Source organism: Streptomyces sp. NPDC037126, assembly GCF_055605965.1.
This window is the reverse complement of the sequence record NZ_JBVJTD010000028.1, coordinates 52666-68971: the sequence shown is the minus strand read 5'-3', so window position 1 is coordinate 68971 and position 16306 is coordinate 52666. Positions and strand designations below refer to the sequence as shown.

Sequence of the window (16306 nt, the reverse complement as noted above, 5' to 3'; positions counted from 1 at the left end):
CAACGGGGAGTGAACGGCCACCCGCGCCACACCGCTGGCCTTAGGCTGGCGGCACCACTACGACCACATCTTTTGCAGCGACCGGAGACAACGGTGCAATTCCACGACTCGATGATCAGCCTCGTCGGCGACACCCCGCTGGTGCGGCTCAACAACGTGACCAAGGGCATCCAGGCGACCGTCCTGGCCAAGGTGGAGTACTTCAACCCGGGCGGTTCCGTGAAGGACCGCATCGCCCTGCGCATGATCGAGGCCGCCGAGGAGAGCGGGGAGCTGAAGCCGGGCGGCACCATCGTCGAGCCGACCAGCGGGAACACCGGCGTGGGCCTCGCCATCGTGGCCCAGCAGAAGGGGTACAAGTGCATCTTCGTGTGCCCCGACAAGGTGAGCACCGACAAGATCAACGTGCTGCGTGCCTACGGCGCCGAGGTCGTCGTCTGCCCGACCGCCGTGGACCCCGAGCACCCGGACTCGTACTACAACGTGTCCGACCGCCTGGTGCGTGAGACCCCGGGCGCCTGGAAGCCCGACCAGTACTCCAACCCGAACAACCCGCTGTCGCACTACCACTCCACCGGCCCGGAGCTGTGGGAGCAGACCGAGGGGAAGATCACCCACTTCGTGGCGGGTGTGGGCACCGGCGGCACCATCTCCGGCACCGGCCGCTACCTGAAGGACGCCAGCGAGGGCAGGGTGCAGGTCGTCGGCGCCGACCCCGAGGGCTCCGTCTACTCGGGCGGCTCCGGGCGCCCGTACCTGATCGAGGGCGTCGGTGAGGACTTCTGGCCGACCGCCTACGACCGCACCGTCGCGGACGAGATCGTGGCCGTGTCCGACAAGGACGCCTTCCAGATGACCCGCCGGCTGGCCAAGGAGGAGGGCCTGCTCGTCGGCGGCTCCTGCGGCATGGCCGTCGTCGCCGCGCTGCGCGTCGCCGAGCGCCTCGGCCCGGACGACGTCGTGGTCGTACTGCTGCCGGACAGCGGCCGCGGCTACCTCAGCAAGATCTTCAACGACGAGTGGATGGCCGACTACGGCTTCCTGGAGGACGAGGGCCCGAGCGCCCGCGTCGCCGACGTCCTGAACGACAAGGTCGGCGGCATCATCCCCTCCCTGGTGCACATGCACCCGGAGGAGACCGTGGGCCAGGCCATCGAGGTGCTGCGCGAGTACGGCGTCTCGCAGATGCCGGTCGTCAAGCCGGGCGCCGGTCACCCGGACGTGATGGCCGCCGAGGTCGTCGGCTCGGTCGTCGAACGCGAGCTGCTGGACGCCCTGTTCTCCAAGCGGGCCTCGCTCGACGACCCGCTGGAGAAGCACATGTCGGCCCCGCTGCCGCAGGTCGGCTCCGGTGAGCCGGTCGGCGACCTGATGTCGGTGCTGGGCGGCGCGGACGCGGCGATCGTCCTGGTCGAGGGCAAGCCGACCGGTGTGGTCAGCCGGCAGGACCTGCTGGCCTTCCTGGCCAAGGGCGGCGGCAAGTAGCCTTCCGCCGGGCGTGCCAACGGGCGGCGAACCTCCGGTGAACCGCCCGTGTCCCGGGCGAACTTGCGGTGGCCGGGGCCGACCGAGCCGTTCCGGAAGTGGTACGAGGGCGTCATGTGCGCGCAGCACCCGCTTAACACGGGTCCGGCACATTGGTGGGTGTCGGCAGCGCGGCGGGGGCGACTCCCAGGTGTTCAGCACCGGGGGAGGCTCACCGTCCGGCCGGCGGCGAACGGCGCCAAGGACCTCCGGAGCGGCTCCCGGACCTCCATGGACGCCACGGACGCGCAGCCCGGCCTGACCCGGCCCGCGTCCCTCGCGGGGACCGCCGTCGTCCCGCCCCCCGGCAACGGGGGTGCGGCGGTCCCCGCGCACATTCCTCTCGGGCGGCCCCGGATCACGGACCGCTCCCGGCGACGGACGCGGGTTCCGTCAGATGTCCCGGTCCGTGGCCTCGGACCGGTCCTCCCGGCGCCGGCCGGCGAAGACCTCCGGATTGGCGCGCACGGCCTGGGCCACGTTGACGCCGACGATGCCGAGCCAGGCGGCCACCACCCCGGTCATGCCCGCGAAGGCGCCGCCGATCGCGGACAGCGGGATCGCCAGCACCAGCGACACGACGGCGAACCCGAAGCGCTCGCCCCAGGAGTCGGCCTGCTTCGGCCGCCGGGTCCCGCGCGCCGCCGACATCTGCTGCTCGGCCAGGTGCCGCCGCACCCGCCGGTCCACCGTGCCGTCGATCCGCTGCTCGACCTTCTCCAGGAAGGACTCGACCAGCGCGGCGTCGTAGTCGTCGCCCAGGTCCCTGCGTGCCCGCACGGTGGCGTCGAGGTCCTTGCGCAGATCGGCGTCCTTCGGCAGGCCGACGTCCCGCGGGTCCAGTGTGTTCATGCGGTTCACCCTAGGGAGCGACCGGTCCCGCCGCACTGGGGTTAGCCCCCCTGTCGGGGGTGGCGGAGACCTCCGGGCTGTATGACGGTATGCAGCTGAAAGTTTTCTGAATAGGCTGGCCGTGTGAGTCCGAACCTCGGCGCTGTACTCTCCCGGGGCGTCGAGGACATCTGGAGGGGGAGTACGTCATGACCGTGACCGACAGCCCGGCGAACCGGTTGCAGGCGCTCTTCGAGGGCCACCGGCTCACGCCGACCCAGCGCCGCATTGCGCACAGCATGGTGCGCCGCGCCGGCGACGTGCCCTTCCTGTCCAGCGTGGAGCTGGCCGAACTGGCCGGGGTCAGCCAGCCGTCGGTGACCCGGTTCGCCGTCGCCCTGGGCTTCGACGGCTACCCCGCCCTGCGCAAGCACCTGCGCGAGGTCGTGCCCGCCGAACCGGCCCCCGAGGCGGGCGTCCACAACGAGTACCAGCTCGCCGTCGAGGCCGAGATCGAGAACCTCAGGCACCTCGCCGAGCTGCTCGCCGACCCGCGCCCGGTGCAGCAGGCCGGCCGGATCCTCGCCGCCTCCCGCCCGCTGCCCGTGCTCGGCCTGCGCGCCGCCGCCTCCCAGGCCTTCGGCTTCGCCTACTTCGCCGCCAAGGTCCACCCGGACGTCCGGCTGCTCCACGAGGGCGGCACGATGATCCACGACCGCATCGACGCGGCCGTCCGCGCGGGCGCCACCGCGCTGCTGTGCTTCGCGCTGCCCCGGCATCCCCGCGAGGTCGTCGACACCCTCGCCTACGCCAAGGACGCCGGCCTGACCGTCGTCACGGTCGCCGACTCCGCGTTCGCGCCGGTCGCCAAGCACTCCGACCTGCTGCTGCCCGCCGCCGTCGGCACCGGGCTCGCCTTCGACACCGCGTGCGCCCCGATGCTGCTGGGCCGGGTGCTGCTGGAGGCGGTCTGCGACGACCTGCCGGAGGCGCAGGCCCGCCTCGAGGAGTTCGACGCGAAGGCCGCCGCCCGGGGTCTCTTCGTCGAGTGAGCGCATGCTCTCAGACTCGTCTCAGGTTGCCCCGCTAAGGTCCCGACGCGAGACACGCGCTTTGTGGACACGTGACACGGGAGGCTGACGTGGCGCGCGGAGGACAGGGACTGGCCCGGGTGGCCGTCGTCGTACGGGCCGGGGCCGCACCCATGTGGTGGTTCGGAGTGGCCGCCGCGGCGATCGGTGCCGCACCGCCGGGAGTGACGGGACGCCGGATCGGGCTCCTGGCGGGGGCGGCGCTGTTCGTCGTCGGCGCCGCGGTCGTGGCGCTGGCCCGCCGGGGACGGTACGCGGCCCTCGCCCGCGGGGTGGACCGCGCGGGCAAGTACGACGTGCTGCAGGACCGTGCGGTGACCGTGCGCAACTGGCGCCGCGGACACCGCTGGTGGCTGCTGCTGGCCTGGGCCCTGGCGGTCGGCTCCGCCTTCGCGGTGCCGGTGGCGGGCGGTCTGCTGCTGGCCGGGTGCGGCACCGGGCTGCGGCTGAAGGCCGCCTGGCTCGGACGGCGCGAGCTGGCCGGGGAGACCCTGCTGTGGGTGCGCGTCGACTGGCTCGACGCGCGCGGCGGTCGTCCGGCGGGCAAGGCCGTGAAGGGACTGCGCGGTACGGGTGTCGCGGCCGGCGACGCGGCCCCGGGCGGGGCCCGCCGCCGTACCGCGGCCCTCGTCTGAACCGCGGTCCGTCAGACCTCCAGCTCCTCCTCGATCTTGCGCAGCTGGTGCCGGGCCATGGCCAGGTTGGCCCGGGACTGGTCCAGCACGAGGTAGAGGAACAGGCCGTTGCCGCCACGGCTCTTGAGCAGCCGGATGAGGTGGTACTGGTCCGAGAGGGTGATGAGGATGTCCTCGATGTCGCCCTTGAGGCCCAGCATCTCCATGGTGCGCATCTTGGCCCGGATCACGTCCGTGTTGCCGGCGGCGGCCACGTTCAGGTCGAAGCTCTTGCTGCCGCCCATCGTGCCCAGCGCCATACCGCTGGTGTAGTCGACGAGCGCGACGCCCGTGGCGCCCTCGACGGTGGTCAGCGCTTCCTTCAGGGCGGTTTCGGTGTTGGCCATGGTGGTCCCTCTCAACTTTCGGTCGTGGTGCGTGTGGTGGTGGTGCGCGGAGTGCGCGTGGTCCGAGTGCGTGTGGGTGTGGTTCCGGTGGCCGGGCGTGCGGCCCTCCGGGGTGAGGCGGCCGCCTCGGCGGCGTCGAGCAGTTCACCGATGCGGGCGCCGGCCCGGCGCCCCTCCAGGTGCAGCCGGCCGACGTTGACGCGGTCCTGGGCGAGCAGGGTCAGCACGGCGGTGCGGCCGGCCGCGTAGGTGGCGACGTAGCCGCGCTCGCCGCGCACCAGCAGCTCCCGGAAGCCGCCGTTGCCGGTGGCGTCGGCGACCCGTACGGCGACGCCGAGCGCCGCGGCGGTCAGCGCCGACAGGCCCTCCGGGTCGACGCCGGGGGTGTCGTGGGCGACGACGAGGCCGTCGACGCCGGCCGCCAGCGCCCCGGTGAGCTGCGGCACCCGGCTGCGCAGCCGGTGCAGCTCGTCCACGACGGTCTGAAGGTCCTCCTCGGACACCATCAGCTCTCTCCTCTCGGCGGGGCGGTGCCGTTCAAAGCGCCTCCAGTGCATCCCTGAGCCTCTTCAGCAGCGCGATGTCGGGGTCGGTGACCGGGAGTGGGGGCGGCGGCAGGACGGGTTCGCGCATCATGGGAGCCAGCGGCGCGATGTGGCCGGCCGCCGCGAGCCGGCGCACGTCGACCAGCGTGTGGAACGCTTGCCGGCCCAGGTTCCGGGCGATGTCGGTGGCCGTGCGGACGCCGTCCACACGGTCCAGGACCGCCCGCTGTCGGGGTGTGACCGGCGCGGTGGAGGCCGGGCGGCCCAGCGGATCCGCGCGGATCAGCGGTGCGCTGTCGGCGGCCGGGTCGGGCCAGAGCCGGTGCAGCTGCAGGCGGCGGCGCAGGGTCTCGCGTTCGAGCGCGACGACCGGGACCGAGGGCAGCGGGCCGGACCGCGGCGCGCTGTCGTAACGGAACCGGCCCGGGGTGCTGCTCGGCGCCAGGGCGAAGTAGCCGGCGTCGTACAGCACGTCCAGGTGGCACAGCTCCAGCGCGCCCGCCGGCAACAGCCCCGAGCTCAGCAGGAGTTCGGCCGCCTGGAGCGGTCCGGAGGTGGCGGAGGCGGCCTGCTGCCAGGCGGTGGTCGCGAGGGTGCCGTGGGCGGTCAGGAGCACGTCGAGACCGGGGGCGAGGGGGCTCTCGGCGTACACCACCCGGCCCGCGGCGAGGTAGAGCGTGCCGTGCTCGCGGACCAGGATGCCGGTGGCCCGCTCCTCGGCCAGCCGGGTCAGCATCGGGGACAGGGCGCGCGTGCCCGCCTTGTCCCGCACCGGCAGCGGCGGCGGCGTCCCGACCACGGTCATCCCAGCACCAGCCGGGCGGCCATCTCGCCGAGACGTATGCGGGCGAGCGCGAGATTGCCGTCCTCGCGGCCGAGCCACAGGTGCAGGAACACGCTGCTGTCGAAGGACGTGTCCACGAAGCGCAGCAGGTGGTAGCTGTCCCCGTTGCTGATGATCACGTCCTCCACCGGTGGGAGGTTCTCCCCGTGTGCCGCGAACGTGCCGTGCTCGGCCGCCATGCGGGCCAGTTCGGCGGCCTCGGCGGCGGTCGTCTCATGGTCGCCGCCGGGCGCGTCCCCGACCGTGCCGAGCGCCAGTCCGCTCATCCAGTCCACCAGTGCGGCTCCCCGGGCACCGGGCAGTCGCATCGCTTCCAGCAGGCACTCGTCGATTCCGGGCACCGTGGCTCCCCTCCCGCCTGGAACTCCGGCTGAGTGACTGCGACACTACGCATCGTGTGCGCGGGTGGTGAGCGGTTTGGCATTTTCCGGTGGAACATGCATCCGGGGTACTAGTGTTGGTCAACTGACGTGTGTTGCATGGCCGTTGATCCATTTGTTCGAGGAGTGATCCGGGTGTGTCAACGGCGTCCGGGCGCCCGGAGGGCGGTGAGCGTGGCCGCGTGCGCCCCTCCGGACTCCGCCACCACTTCGGCGATGCTCTGCGGCTCGCGCACGGTCGCGAAGGTCACGCTCCCGGCGCCGTCCGGCGCGAACCCGTAGATCCCGGGCCGGGCGAGCGAGTTGTAGGCGTAGTGGTGCGCGAAGTAGTACGCGCCCGTGTCCAGCGCCGCCGCGTAGTCGCCCTGCTCCAGCGGGGGCAGCGCGCGCCCCTCGGCGAGCAGGTCGCCCGAGAAGCAGGCCGGCCCGGCCACGTCCTGCACCACCTCGGGCCCCGGCTTGGGCCGCCCCTTGGCGTCGTAGGCGGCGATCCTGAGCGGCCACGCCCCCGGCGCGTACACCGTCCGCGTCGCCACCTGCACGCCCGCGTGCGTCACCGCGATCCGCCGCCCGCCCGCGCGCTTGGCGTACTCCACCCGGGCCACCACCGTGCCGTGCTTGGCCAGGAGCGACCGCCCGAACTCGGTCACCAGCCCGTACCGCCCGTCGCACAGCCCCGGCACCTTCTCGGCGAGCACGCGCGCGTACTGGGCGTAGGTCGGCGCCGTGGCCTCCGCGCCGAAGTTCACCGGCAGCCCGCCGCCGATGTCGAGGGTGTCGATCTGCCGCCGCCCGGCGCGCGCGTTGATCTCCTCCGCGAGCGCGTACGTCTCCGCCGCGCCCCGCGCCAGCAGCTCCAGCGGGATGCCCTGCGAGCCGGTGTGCGCGTGCAGCCGGGTCAGCCACGGCCGGTCCGCGTACGCCCGGACGACCCACTCCCGCGCCCCCTCGTCGCGCAGCGCCACCCCGAACTTCGAGGTCTCGGTCGCGGTGGAGGTCGCCCCGATGCTGCCGCCGCCGATCTGCGGGTTGACCCGGATGCCGAGCGGGGACCGGGTCGGCGCCGAGCGCACGAGCGCGTCGAGGCGGTCCAGCTCCTGCGGGTTGTCCGCGTTCACGGCGATGCCCAGCGCCAGCGCCTCGCGCAGCTCGGCCGGGGTCTTGGCGGGCGAGTCCAGCACCGTGTGCGACGGCGGCACCCCGGCCGCGCGCGCCAGCGCCAGCTCGCCCGGGCTCGCCACCTCGGCGCCGATGCCCTCCTCGTGCAGCAGCCGCAGCACCGGCACCAGCGGGGACGCCTTCACGGCGAACGCGTGCAGCACCGGCGTGCCCGGCGCCAGCACCGCGCCGAAGGCCGCGCGCAGGGCCGCCGCCGACTCCCGGATGCCGGTGACGTCGAGCAGGCCGACCACGGCGGCGTCCGGCCCCAGCAGCCGCTGCTCCACGGCGGCCCGCACCGCCTCGTCCCGCCGGGCGGCGCGCTCCCGGGCCTCGCTGTCGGTGTCGTGGTCCACCACGTCGTCCCTCCTGTCGGCCGTCAGGTGTTTCCAGCCAAACACCCCGGACACGCCGACGGGGCCGTCCCCATGTATTGACTAGTTCTATTCAGGAAGTCAGGATGTGAATAGACGTAGCAACAGCAGGAGGCAATCGATGTCGGGACCCCGCCCCGTACGAGCACCGCGCGGCACGGAACTCAGCGCACTGGGCTGGCAGCAGGAGGCCGCCCTGCGCATGCTGCAGAACAACCTCGACCCCGAGGTCGCCGAGCACCCCGACAAGCTGGTCGTCTACGGCGGCACCGGCAAGGCCGCCCGTGACTGGCGCTCCTTCGACGCGATGGTCCGCACCCTGAGGACCCTCAAGCAGGACGAGACCATGCTGGTCCAGTCCGGCCGCCCGGTCGGCGTCATGCAGACCCACGAGTGGGCCCCGCGCGTCCTCATCGCCAACTCCAACCTGGTCGGCGACTGGGCCAACTGGGAGGAGTTCCGCCGCCTGGAGGCCCTCGGCCTGACCATGTACGGCCAGATGACCGCCGGCTCCTGGATCTACATCGGCACCCAGGGCATCCTCCAGGGCACCTACGAGACCTTCGCCGCCGTCGCCGCGAAGAAGTTCGGCGGCACCCTGGCCGGCACCATCACCCTCACCGCCGGCCTCGGCGGCATGGGCGGCGCCCAGCCGCTCGCCGTGACCATGAACGACGGCGTCGCGATCTGCATCGACTGCGACCCGCGCGCCATCGAGCGCCGCATCGAGCACCGCTACCTCGACGTCAGGGCCGACTCCCTGGACCACGCGCTCCAGCTGGCCACCGAGGCCCGCGACCAGCGCCGTCCGCTGTCCATCGGCGTCCTCGGCAACGCGGCCGAGCTGGTCCCGCAGCTGCTCGCGATGAACGCCCCCATCGACATCGTCACCGACCAGACCTCCGCCCACGACCCGCTGGCCTACCTGCCGGTCGGCCTCGCCTTCGAGGACATGGCCGACGCCGCCGCGAAGGACCCGGCCGGGTTCACCACGCGGGCGCGCGAGTCCATGGCGAAGCACGTCGAGGCCATGGTCGGCTTCATGGACGCCGGGGCCGAGGTCTTCGACTACGGCAACTCCATTCGCGGCGAGGCCCAGCTCGCCGGGTACGACCGCGCGTTCGCCTTCCCCGGCTTCGTGCCCGCCTACATCCGGCCGCTGTTCTGCGAGGGCAAGGGCCCCTTCCGCTGGGCCGCGCTCTCCGGCGACCCGGCGGACATCGCCAAGACCGACAGGGCGCTCCTCGAACTCTTCCCCGAGAACGAGTCCCTCGCGCGCTGGATCAAGATGGCCGGCGAGCGCGTCCACTTCCAGGGCCTGCCCGCCCGCATCTGCTGGCTCGGCTACGGCGAGCGCGACAAGGCCGGCGAGCGCTTCAACGACATGGTGGCCTCCGGTGAGCTGGCCGCCCCGCTGGCCATCGGCCGCGACCACCTGGACTGCGGGTCGGTGGCCTCGCCGTACCGCGAGACCGAGGCCATGCTCGACGGCTCCGACGCGATCGCCGACTGGCCGCTGCTGAACGCCATGGTCAACGTGGCCTCCGGCGCGTCCTGGGTGTCCATCCACCACGGTGGCGGTGTGGGCATGGGCCGCTCCATCCACGCCGGGCAGGTGACGGTGGCCGACGGGACCAAGCTGGGCGGCGAGAAGATCCGCCGCGTGCTGACCAACGACCCCGGTATGGGTGTCATCCGGCACGTGGACGCCGGATACGACATCGCGGAGTCCGTCGCGGGCGAGCGGGGCGTGCGGGTGCCCATGCGTGAGGGTGACGAGGCGTGACCCAGGAAGCAGGCGGGCACGGCGGCAGCTCTCCGGTGGGGGCTGGTCCCTCGTCGCCGGGTGCGGGTCCGGCTGTGCCCACCCGTTCCGCCCTGCGGAACGACTGCCCACAGCCTGAGCGGGGCGACGGTCCACAGCCTGTGTCCGGCGGCGGTTCGCAGCCTGTGCGGGCTGTCGGGGGTGGCTCGTTTCACGAGATGTGGCGGGAGCTGCTGCCCATCGGCCGGCATGCCGAATCCGGGGGCTACCGGCGTTACGCCTGGACCGGGGCCGACGCGGAGTGCCGGGACTGGTTCAGGGAGCAGGCCGAGGGGCGGGGGCTCGGCTACGAGGTCGACCGGAACGGCAACCAGTGGGCCTGGCTCGGCGACCCCGCAGCCGGGGACGCCGTCGTCACCGGGTCGCACCTGGACTCCGTGCCGGACGGCGGCGCTTTCGACGGGCCCCTGGGAGTCGTGTCCTCCTTCGCCGCCCTGGACGAGCTGCGCGGGAGGGGGGCGCGGCTCACCAGGCCCCTGGCCATCGTCAACTTCGGTGACGAGGAGGGGGCCCGGTTCGGGCTGGCCTGCGTCGGATCGCGGCTGACCGCGGGGCAGCTGACCGTGGATCAGGCCCACCGGCTCACCGACGGCGAGGGGACCAGCCTTCCCCGGGCCATGGAGGCCGCCGGGTACGACCCCGAGGGCATCGGTCACGACCCGGAACGGCTGGGCCGGATCGGCGCCTTCGTGGAGCTGCACGTCGAACAGGGCCGCGCGCTGGACCTGTCCGGAGACCGGGTGGGCATCGCCAGCGCCATCTGGCCGCACGGGCGGTGGCGCTTCGACTTCCGGGGCGAGGCCAACCACGCCGGCACCACCCGGCTGGCCGACCGGCGCGACCCGATGCTGTCGTACGCCGAGACCGTGCTCGCCGCCCGCCGCGAGGCCGAACTCGCCGGTGCCGTCGCCACCTTCGGCAAGATCTCGGTCGAACCGAACGGCGTCAACGCGATCCCCTCGCTGGTGCGCGGCTGGCTCGACTCCCGTGCCGCCGACCAGGCCACCCTGGACACGGTGGTCGGCGGCATCGAGAAGGCGGCCCGGGAGTACGCCGACGCCCACGGCATCGACCTGGACGTCGTCCGGGAGTCCTTCACGCCCGTCGTGGAGTTCGACCACGCGCTGCGCGACGAACTCGCCCGCATCCTCGGCGCGGACCGCGAGCTGACGGTGCCCGTCCTCGGGACCGGCGCCGGACACGACGCCGGAATCCTCTCCGCGAGCATTCCGACCGCCATGCTGTTCGTGCGCAACCCCACCGGCGTCTCGCACTCCCCGGCCGAGTTCGCGGCCGAGGACGACTGCGTGGCCGGGGTGCACGCCCTCGCCGACGTACTGGAAGGACTGGCCTGCAGGTGACCAAGGCGACCTACTGGTTGGAGCACGCCTGGCTCGGCACCGCCGTCGAGCCGGGAGTCGCGGTCGAGGTCGCGGACGGCCGGATCGGCGCCGTCCGCACCGCCGTCCCCACCCCGCCGCCCGGCGCCGAGCCGCTGCGCGGCCTCACCCTGCCCGGCCTGGCGAACTCCCACAGCCACGCCTTCCACCGGGCGCTGCGCGGCACCGTCCAGGTCGGCTCCGGGACCTTCTGGACCTGGCGCGAGGTCATGTACTCGGTGGCCGACCGGCTCACCCCGGAGCGCTACCACGCCCTCGCCCGCGCGGTGTACGCCGAGATGGCGCTGGCCGGCATCACCTGTGTCGGCGAGTTCCACTACGTGCACCACGCCCCCGGCGGCGCCCCCTACGCCGACCCCAACGCCATGGGCGAGGCGCTGATCGAGGCCGCCGCCGAGGCGGGCATCCGGATCACCCTCCTCGACACCTGCTACCTCTCCGCCGGCTTCGGGGAGGCGCCCAACCACCACCAGCTGCGGTTCTCCGATGGCAACGCGGAGGCCTGGGCCGAACGCTGTGCAGTTCTCAAGGAGCGGGAACACGCGCGGATCGGGGCGGCGATCCACTCCGTACGGGCCGTGCCCGCCGGCCAGTTGGCGACCGTGGCCGGATGGGCCGAGGAGCGGCGGGCCCCGCTGCACGTGCACCTGTCGGAGCAGACCGCCGAGAACGAGGCCTGCCTCGCCGCGCACGGCCGCACGCCCACCCGGCTGCTCGCCGACCACGGCGTCCTCGGGCCGCGCACCACCGGTGTGCACAACACCCACCTCACCGACGAGGACATCGCGCTGCTCGGCGGCTCGGGCACCGGCACCTGCATGTGCCCGACGACCGAACGGGACCTGGCCGACGGCATCGGCCCCGCCGTCGCACTGCAGCGGGCAGGCTCCCCGCTCTCCCTCGGCTCCGACAGCCACGCCGTCATCGACCTGCTCGAAGAGGCGCGCGCGATGGAGCTGAACGAGCGGCTGCGCACCCGCACCCGAGGCCACTGGACGGCCGCGGCACTGCTGCGGGCCGCCACCGCCGACGGCCACGCGGCCCTCGGCTGGGACGAGGCCGGCACCATCCGGCCGGGCGCGCTCGCCGACCTGACGACGATCGCCCTGGACTCGGTCAGGACAGCGGGACCGCTGCCCCGGCTGGGCGCCGAGACGGCCGTATTCGCGGCGGGCGCGGCCGATGTGCGGCACACGGTCGTCGGCGGCCGGCAGGTCGTGCGCGACGGCGCGCACACGCTCGTACCCGACGTGCCGCAGGCGCTGTCGGCCGCCGTCGAAGCCCTCCGCGGCTGAACCCCAACGCCCCCGACGAGGACACCATGAGCAGCAGCACCGTCATCACCAACATCGCCACGCTGGTCACCAACGATCCCTCCTCCGGTGACGGCTCGCCCCTGGGTCTGATCCAGGACGCGGCCGTCGTCATCGACGGCGACCGCATCGCGTGGACCGGTGAATCCAGCAAAGCACCCGCCACTGACAACCGGGTCGACGCGGGCGGCCGGGCGGTGCTGCCGGGCTTCGTGGACTCCCACTCGCACCTGGTCTTCGCCGGTGACCGCACCCAGGAGTTCAACGCCCGCATGTCCGGCCGGTCCTACACGGCGGGCGGCATCCGCACCACCGTCGCGGCCACCCGGGCCGCGAGCGACGCGGAGCTGGAGGCGAACCTGACCCACTACCTGGCGGAGGCGCTGCGCCAGGGCACCACCACCTTCGAGACGAAGTCGGGCTACGGTCTCACCGTCGAGGACGAGTCCCGGGCGCTGCGCCTCGCGGCGAAGCACACCGACGAGGTGACCTACCTCGGCGCGCACATCGTCTCCCCCGACTACGCCGACGACCCGGCGGCCTATGTCGCCCTGGTCACCGGCGAGATGCTGGACGCCTGCGCGCCCCACGCCCGCTGGATCGACGTCTTCTGCGAGAAGGGCGCCTTCGACGGCGACCAGGCCCGCGCGATCCTCACGGCCGGCAAGGCGAAGGGCCTGCACCCCCGCGTCCACGCCAACCAGCTCTCCTACGGCCCCGGCGTCCAGCTGGCCGTCGAGCTGGACGCGGCGAGCGCCGACCACTGCACCCACCTCACGGACGCCGACGTCGACGCCCTGGCGGGCGGGAACACGGTCGCGACCCTGCTGCCCGGCGCCGAGTTCTCCACCCGTGCCGAGTGGCCGGACGCCCGCCGGCTCCTGGACGCGGGCGTCACCGTCGCCCTGTCCACGGACTGCAACCCGGGCTCGTCGTTCACCTCGTCCGTGCCGTTCTGCATCGCCCTCGCCGTCCGGGACATGCGGATGACCCCGGACGAGGCGGTCTGGTCGGCCACGGCCGGCGGCGCCGCCGCGCTGCGCCGCACCGACATCGGCCGCCTCACCCCGGGCGCCCGCGCCGACCTGACCCTGCTGGAGGCCCCCAGCCACGTCCACCTGGCCTACCGTCCCGGTGTGCCGCTGGTCAGCGGGGTGTGGCGCGCGGGCGTACGGGTCGTCTGAACGGAGGGACGGACGACCGGGGAGGCACACCGGTCACGGCGCACGGCCGGTCTCAGACCGCTGCCCCGGTGTCCGTGACCTCGGTTCCCGTGCCCGGGGGCTCCGGCTCCCGGGTCTTCCCGGCGGCTTGCCCGCGGTCCGCCACCGACCGCCCCCAGGCCGTGCCGGCGAGCACCAGGGCCGCGCCGAGCAGGCCGGGCCGGCCCGGCCGGTCGCCGGCGACGGCGATGCCGACCGCCGCGGCCCACACCGGCTCCGTGCCGAGCAGCAGGCTCACCCGGGACGGTGAGGTGCGCCGGACCGCCCACATCTGCACGAAGAACGCGAACAGGGTGCAGAACGCGGACAGGTACAGCAGTCCCAGCCAGTCCCCGGCGCCGAAGCCGGCCGCGGTCGCCCACGGCGAGGAACCGGTGCCCGGCACGGCCGTCAGCACGGCGAACACGGCGACGGCGCCGCCCAGTTGGACGGTGGTCAGCGACAGCGCGTCCGCGCCGCGCACCGACTCCATGCGGGACATGGCGAGGACGTGCACGGTACGGGCGACGGCGGCACCCAGCATCAGCAGGTCGCCGCCGGTGGGGGCGCTGAAGCCGGCGCCCTGGGTCAGCAGCGCCACGCCGAGCACCGAGAGGCCGGCCGCCGCCATGAAGGAGCCCGGCAGCGGGGTGCCGCGCAAGCGGCTCTCGGCGAGCGGGGTGAAGACCATGGTGAGGCTGATGATCAGCCCGGCGTTCGTCGCCGAGGTGTGCACCAGGCCGTACGTCTCCAGCAGGAAGATGCCGGCGAGGATCAGCCCCAGCAGCCCGGCGCCGCGCACCTGGACGGCGCTCAGCGACCGCAGCCGCCGCAGGCCCACGGCGGCCAGCACCGGCAGTGCCACGGCGAACCTCAGCACCAGCACGGCCACCACGGTCCGTTCCGTGGTGACGCCCTTGGCGGCCAGATAGCTGGAGCCCCACACCGCCGCGACCAGCAGCACGGGGAGATCGGCCGGCCGGCCGCTGCGGGCCGCGGTGACGGGCACGGGCACTCCTTCGAGGATCTGCGGACGCTGCACGCGGCGGCCGTCATCCGGCGACCGGTCACCGGGGGTGCGATCAGACTAGTCACCGGTCCCGTCGGACCCGTCGGCGTCGAGTTTCCCTCTCAGCGGGCCCCCGCGTGCCACCGTTGTTCGTGGCCGCCGGTCAAGGGCTCCAGGGACACCCCGTCGCCGCCGTCCGGTGTCACCGCCGTCTCGATGGCGATGTCGGGGCGGATCGTGCCGTCGGAGTCGACGGTGAAGCGGAGGTTCTCGCCGTTGCGGCCGTACACCGAGTCGCAGCCCCAGATGCCCACGCCCCGGTCGACCGAGCCCCGGCTGTCCAGGCAGAAGCCGTCGTCGGCCGCCGAGCGGAGCACGCCCAGATAGGTGTCGTAGCGCCAGCGCTGGGTGCGGGAGGACGAGCACGGCGCGGTGACGACGTCGTTGCCCTGCTCCAGGTCGCCGTCCCGGATGTCCAGGCAGCGCCCGTCGCCGAGGTTCACCACCTGCGCGGGGGAGGTGCCCGGGGGCGACGGCGGGGGCGTGGGGGAGGCGGTGTGCCGGGGAGAGGGGGAGGCGGTCGGGCTCTGGGACGAAGGCGTCGGCGTCGGCGAGGGGGACGTACGGGCCGGTGAGGGGGACGCCGAGGGGGAGGGCGTCACCGAGACCGTCGCGGTCACCGTCACCGGGGGCGGCTTGGGGGTCGCCGCCGTCGGCTGCTGGTCGGAGTCGTGCGCGGGGGTGAGCAGGAACACCAGGAGCGGGGTCAGGGCCACGCCGAGGGCCGCGGTGGCCAGGACGAGGCGGCGCCGGGGCGGCCCGTCAGGCGCCACCGCGGGGAGACGGGGCGCGGTGGGCTCGGCGCGGCCGAGATAGGCGGTCCCGTTCCACGGCAGCAGGCCCTCCGCCAGCGTCTGCCGGGGCGCGTCCCGCAGGGCCCGCAGGTCCTCGAAGGCGGCCGTGCAGTGCGGGCAGTGCGCCATGTGGGCGTCCAGGTCGGGGCTGTGGCGGGGTCCGTCCGGCCGTACCGCCTCCTCGATCAGCCGCCGGAAGTCGGCGCAGCGCGGGTCCTCGGACGCGGCCAGCCGGTGCCTGAGGCAGGCCCCGGCGAGGGCCTTGAGGGCCTGCGGGGTGCCGTAGGCCACGTCCGTGCCGCTGAGGCCGAGGAAGGCGGCGGTCCGCTCCTGCGGCTCCTCCTCCAGCACGCCGTACCAGATCAGGCCCTGGGTGCGGGACGGCAGCGACTGGAACGCCGGCAGCAGCGGCGGGGTGGGGCCGTCGGGCAGACCGGAGGCGTTCAGGACGAGCAGCAGACCGGGGTCGACGCCCGCGGAGCGCTCGTCGCGGGCCCAGCCGGTCGCCGTCCGCGCGGTGCGCAGCAGCAGCCCGTGGCGCAGCGGGACACCGGGCTCGACCCCGCGGGCCGTCTCGCGGGCGGCCGCGGTGACGGCCTCCGCCGCCAGCCGGCGCGCGGCGGACTCGCTCGCGGCGCACAGCCGGGCGTAGGCGAGCACCGCCGGGAGGTGCCGTCTGCGCAGTTCCTGCAGCGCGGGGTAGGCCGTCGGGGTGGGGGAGCGCAGCAGTTCGGTCAGCCGTGCGTCCGGCGCGTCCTCGTGGCCCCCGCTCGCCTCGGCCTCGTCGCCGTCCCCCTGAGTCATCCAGCAGCCTCCGTCCCGAGAAACAGCCGACCTACTGGTCGGTTCGGGGGCCCCATAGTGGTGGAGGGGAACGGCGCTGGAAAGAGGTTTCCGCCGGTAACAGCATAACGGTTGGGATGCCGGGTACCAGC

The 16306-nt window shown here is 73.8% G+C and carries 15 protein-coding genes; 7 read left to right on the top strand and 8 right to left on the bottom strand.

Going from position 1 to position 16306, the window contains the following annotated elements; translation table 11 throughout:
- Positions 1 to 93: 93 nt before the first annotated feature.
- A complete protein-coding gene (locus tag ACZ7FF_RS38465; protein WP_470818541.1) occupies positions 94 to 1485 on the top strand; it encodes a cystathionine beta-synthase in 1392 nt (463 codons plus the stop codon).
- 432 nt (positions 1486 to 1917) lie between these two features.
- Here ACZ7FF_RS38465 and ACZ7FF_RS38460 read toward each other — a convergent pair whose 3' ends face one another.
- Positions 1918 to 2376 carry a hypothetical protein gene (locus ACZ7FF_RS38460; protein WP_470818539.1) on the bottom strand — a complete coding sequence of 153 codons (459 nt, stop codon included), beginning with the start codon at positions 2374 to 2376 and terminating at the stop codon, positions 1918 to 1920.
- A 188-nt stretch (positions 2377 to 2564) separates the two neighbouring features.
- On the opposite strand from ACZ7FF_RS38460, the gene ACZ7FF_RS38455 reads away from it, so the two are divergent.
- A complete protein-coding gene (locus tag ACZ7FF_RS38455) occupies positions 2565 to 3407 on the top strand; it encodes a MurR/RpiR family transcriptional regulator (protein ID WP_470818537.1) in 843 nt (280 codons plus the stop codon).
- 89 nt (positions 3408 to 3496) lie between these two features.
- On the top strand, positions 3497 to 4081 hold the full coding sequence (locus ACZ7FF_RS38450; RefSeq protein ID WP_470818536.1) for a hypothetical protein: 585 nt from the start codon (positions 3497 to 3499) through the stop codon (positions 4079 to 4081).
- Between the two features lie 11 nt (positions 4082 to 4092).
- Here the strand turns inward: ACZ7FF_RS38450 and ACZ7FF_RS38445 are convergent, their stop codons facing one another.
- From ACZ7FF_RS38445 to ACZ7FF_RS38425, 5 genes are all read right to left on the bottom strand, one after another.
- Positions 4093 to 4467 (bottom strand): roadblock/LC7 domain-containing protein, encoded by a 375-nt coding sequence (locus ACZ7FF_RS38445; protein ID WP_452966062.1) that lies wholly within the window; start codon positions 4465 to 4467, stop codon positions 4093 to 4095.
- 11 nt (positions 4468 to 4478) lie between these two features.
- Positions 4479 to 4973, bottom strand: a complete 495-nt coding sequence (locus tag ACZ7FF_RS38440; protein WP_470818535.1) for a roadblock/LC7 domain-containing protein — start codon at positions 4971 to 4973, stop codon at positions 4479 to 4481.
- 31 nt (positions 4974 to 5004) lie between these two features.
- Complete coding sequence (locus ACZ7FF_RS38435; protein ID WP_470818533.1) at positions 5005 to 5817, bottom strand: transcriptional regulator; 813 nt, start codon at positions 5815 to 5817, stop codon at positions 5005 to 5007.
- Positions 5814 to 6197, bottom strand: coding sequence for a hypothetical protein (locus ACZ7FF_RS38430; RefSeq protein WP_470818532.1), 384 nt, complete (start codon positions 6195 to 6197; stop codon positions 5814 to 5816). Before ACZ7FF_RS38430 ends, ACZ7FF_RS38435 begins: the two co-directional genes overlap by 4 nt.
- A gap of 179 nt (positions 6198 to 6376) precedes the next feature.
- Positions 6377 to 7753: a type III PLP-dependent enzyme domain-containing protein gene (locus tag ACZ7FF_RS38425; protein WP_470818531.1), complete on the bottom strand. Its 1377-nt coding sequence runs from the start codon at positions 7751 to 7753 to the stop codon at positions 6377 to 6379.
- Positions 7754 to 7889: 136 nt separating this feature from the next.
- Here ACZ7FF_RS38425 and hutU point away from each other — a divergent pair, with 136 nt between their 5' ends.
- From hutU to hutI, 4 genes are all read left to right on the top strand, one after another.
- On the top strand, positions 7890 to 9554 hold the full coding sequence (gene hutU, locus ACZ7FF_RS38420) for a urocanate hydratase (RefSeq protein WP_470818530.1): 1665 nt from the start codon (positions 7890 to 7892) through the stop codon (positions 9552 to 9554).
- Positions 9555 to 9751: 197 nt separating this feature from the next.
- On the top strand, positions 9752 to 10954 hold the full coding sequence (locus tag ACZ7FF_RS38415; RefSeq protein WP_470818528.1) for an allantoate amidohydrolase: 1203 nt from the start codon (positions 9752 to 9754) through the stop codon (positions 10952 to 10954).
- Positions 10951 to 12288, top strand: a complete 1338-nt coding sequence (locus ACZ7FF_RS38410) for a formimidoylglutamate deiminase (RefSeq protein WP_470818526.1) — start codon at positions 10951 to 10953, stop codon at positions 12286 to 12288. Before ACZ7FF_RS38415 ends, ACZ7FF_RS38410 begins: the two co-directional genes overlap by 4 nt.
- A gap of 26 nt (positions 12289 to 12314) precedes the next feature.
- Positions 12315 to 13490: an imidazolonepropionase gene (hutI, locus tag ACZ7FF_RS38405; protein ID WP_470818524.1), complete on the top strand. Its 1176-nt coding sequence runs from the start codon at positions 12315 to 12317 to the stop codon at positions 13488 to 13490.
- Positions 13491 to 13542: 52 nt separating this feature from the next.
- Here hutI and ACZ7FF_RS38400 read toward each other — a convergent pair whose 3' ends face one another.
- Together ACZ7FF_RS38400 and ACZ7FF_RS38395 are read right to left on the bottom strand one after the other, a co-directional pair.
- On the bottom strand, positions 13543 to 14517 hold the full coding sequence (locus ACZ7FF_RS38400) for a DMT family transporter (RefSeq protein WP_470818523.1): 975 nt from the start codon (positions 14515 to 14517) through the stop codon (positions 13543 to 13545).
- A 122-nt stretch (positions 14518 to 14639) separates the two neighbouring features.
- Positions 14640 to 16175 (bottom strand): ricin-type beta-trefoil lectin domain protein, encoded by a 1536-nt coding sequence (locus tag ACZ7FF_RS38395; protein ID WP_470818522.1) that lies wholly within the window; start codon positions 16173 to 16175, stop codon positions 14640 to 14642.
- Positions 16176 to 16306 lie beyond the last annotated feature (131 nt).

What these genes read in the sequence shown, in the direction of transcription:
- ACZ7FF_RS38460 (WP_470818539.1), bottom strand. Translation starts at nt 2,376, where the DNA reads ATGAACACACTGGACCCGCGGGACGTCGGCCTGCCGAAGGACGCCGAT.
- ACZ7FF_RS38455 (WP_470818537.1), top strand. Translation starts at nt 2,565, where the DNA reads ATGACCGTGACCGACAGCCCGGCGAACCGGTTGCAGGCGCTCTTCGAG.
- ACZ7FF_RS38445 (WP_452966062.1), bottom strand. Translation starts at nt 4,467, where the DNA reads ATGGCCAACACCGAAACCGCCCTGAAGGAAGCGCTGACCACCGTCGAG.
- ACZ7FF_RS38440 (WP_470818535.1), bottom strand. Translation starts at nt 4,973, where the DNA reads ATGGTGTCCGAGGAGGACCTTCAGACCGTCGTGGACGAGCTGCACCGG.
- ACZ7FF_RS38435 (WP_470818533.1), bottom strand. Translation starts at nt 5,817, where the DNA reads ATGACCGTGGTCGGGACGCCGCCGCCGCTGCCGGTGCGGGACAAGGCG.
- hutU (WP_470818530.1), top strand. Translation starts at nt 7,890, where the DNA reads ATGTCGGGACCCCGCCCCGTACGAGCACCGCGCGGCACGGAACTCAGC.
- ACZ7FF_RS38415 (WP_470818528.1), top strand. Translation starts at nt 9,752, where the DNA reads ATGTGGCGGGAGCTGCTGCCCATCGGCCGGCATGCCGAATCCGGGGGC.
- hutI (WP_470818524.1), top strand. Translation starts at nt 12,315, where the DNA reads ATGAGCAGCAGCACCGTCATCACCAACATCGCCACGCTGGTCACCAAC.
- ACZ7FF_RS38395 (WP_470818522.1), bottom strand. Translation starts at nt 16,175, where the DNA reads ATGACTCAGGGGGACGGCGACGAGGCCGAGGCGAGCGGGGGCCACGAG.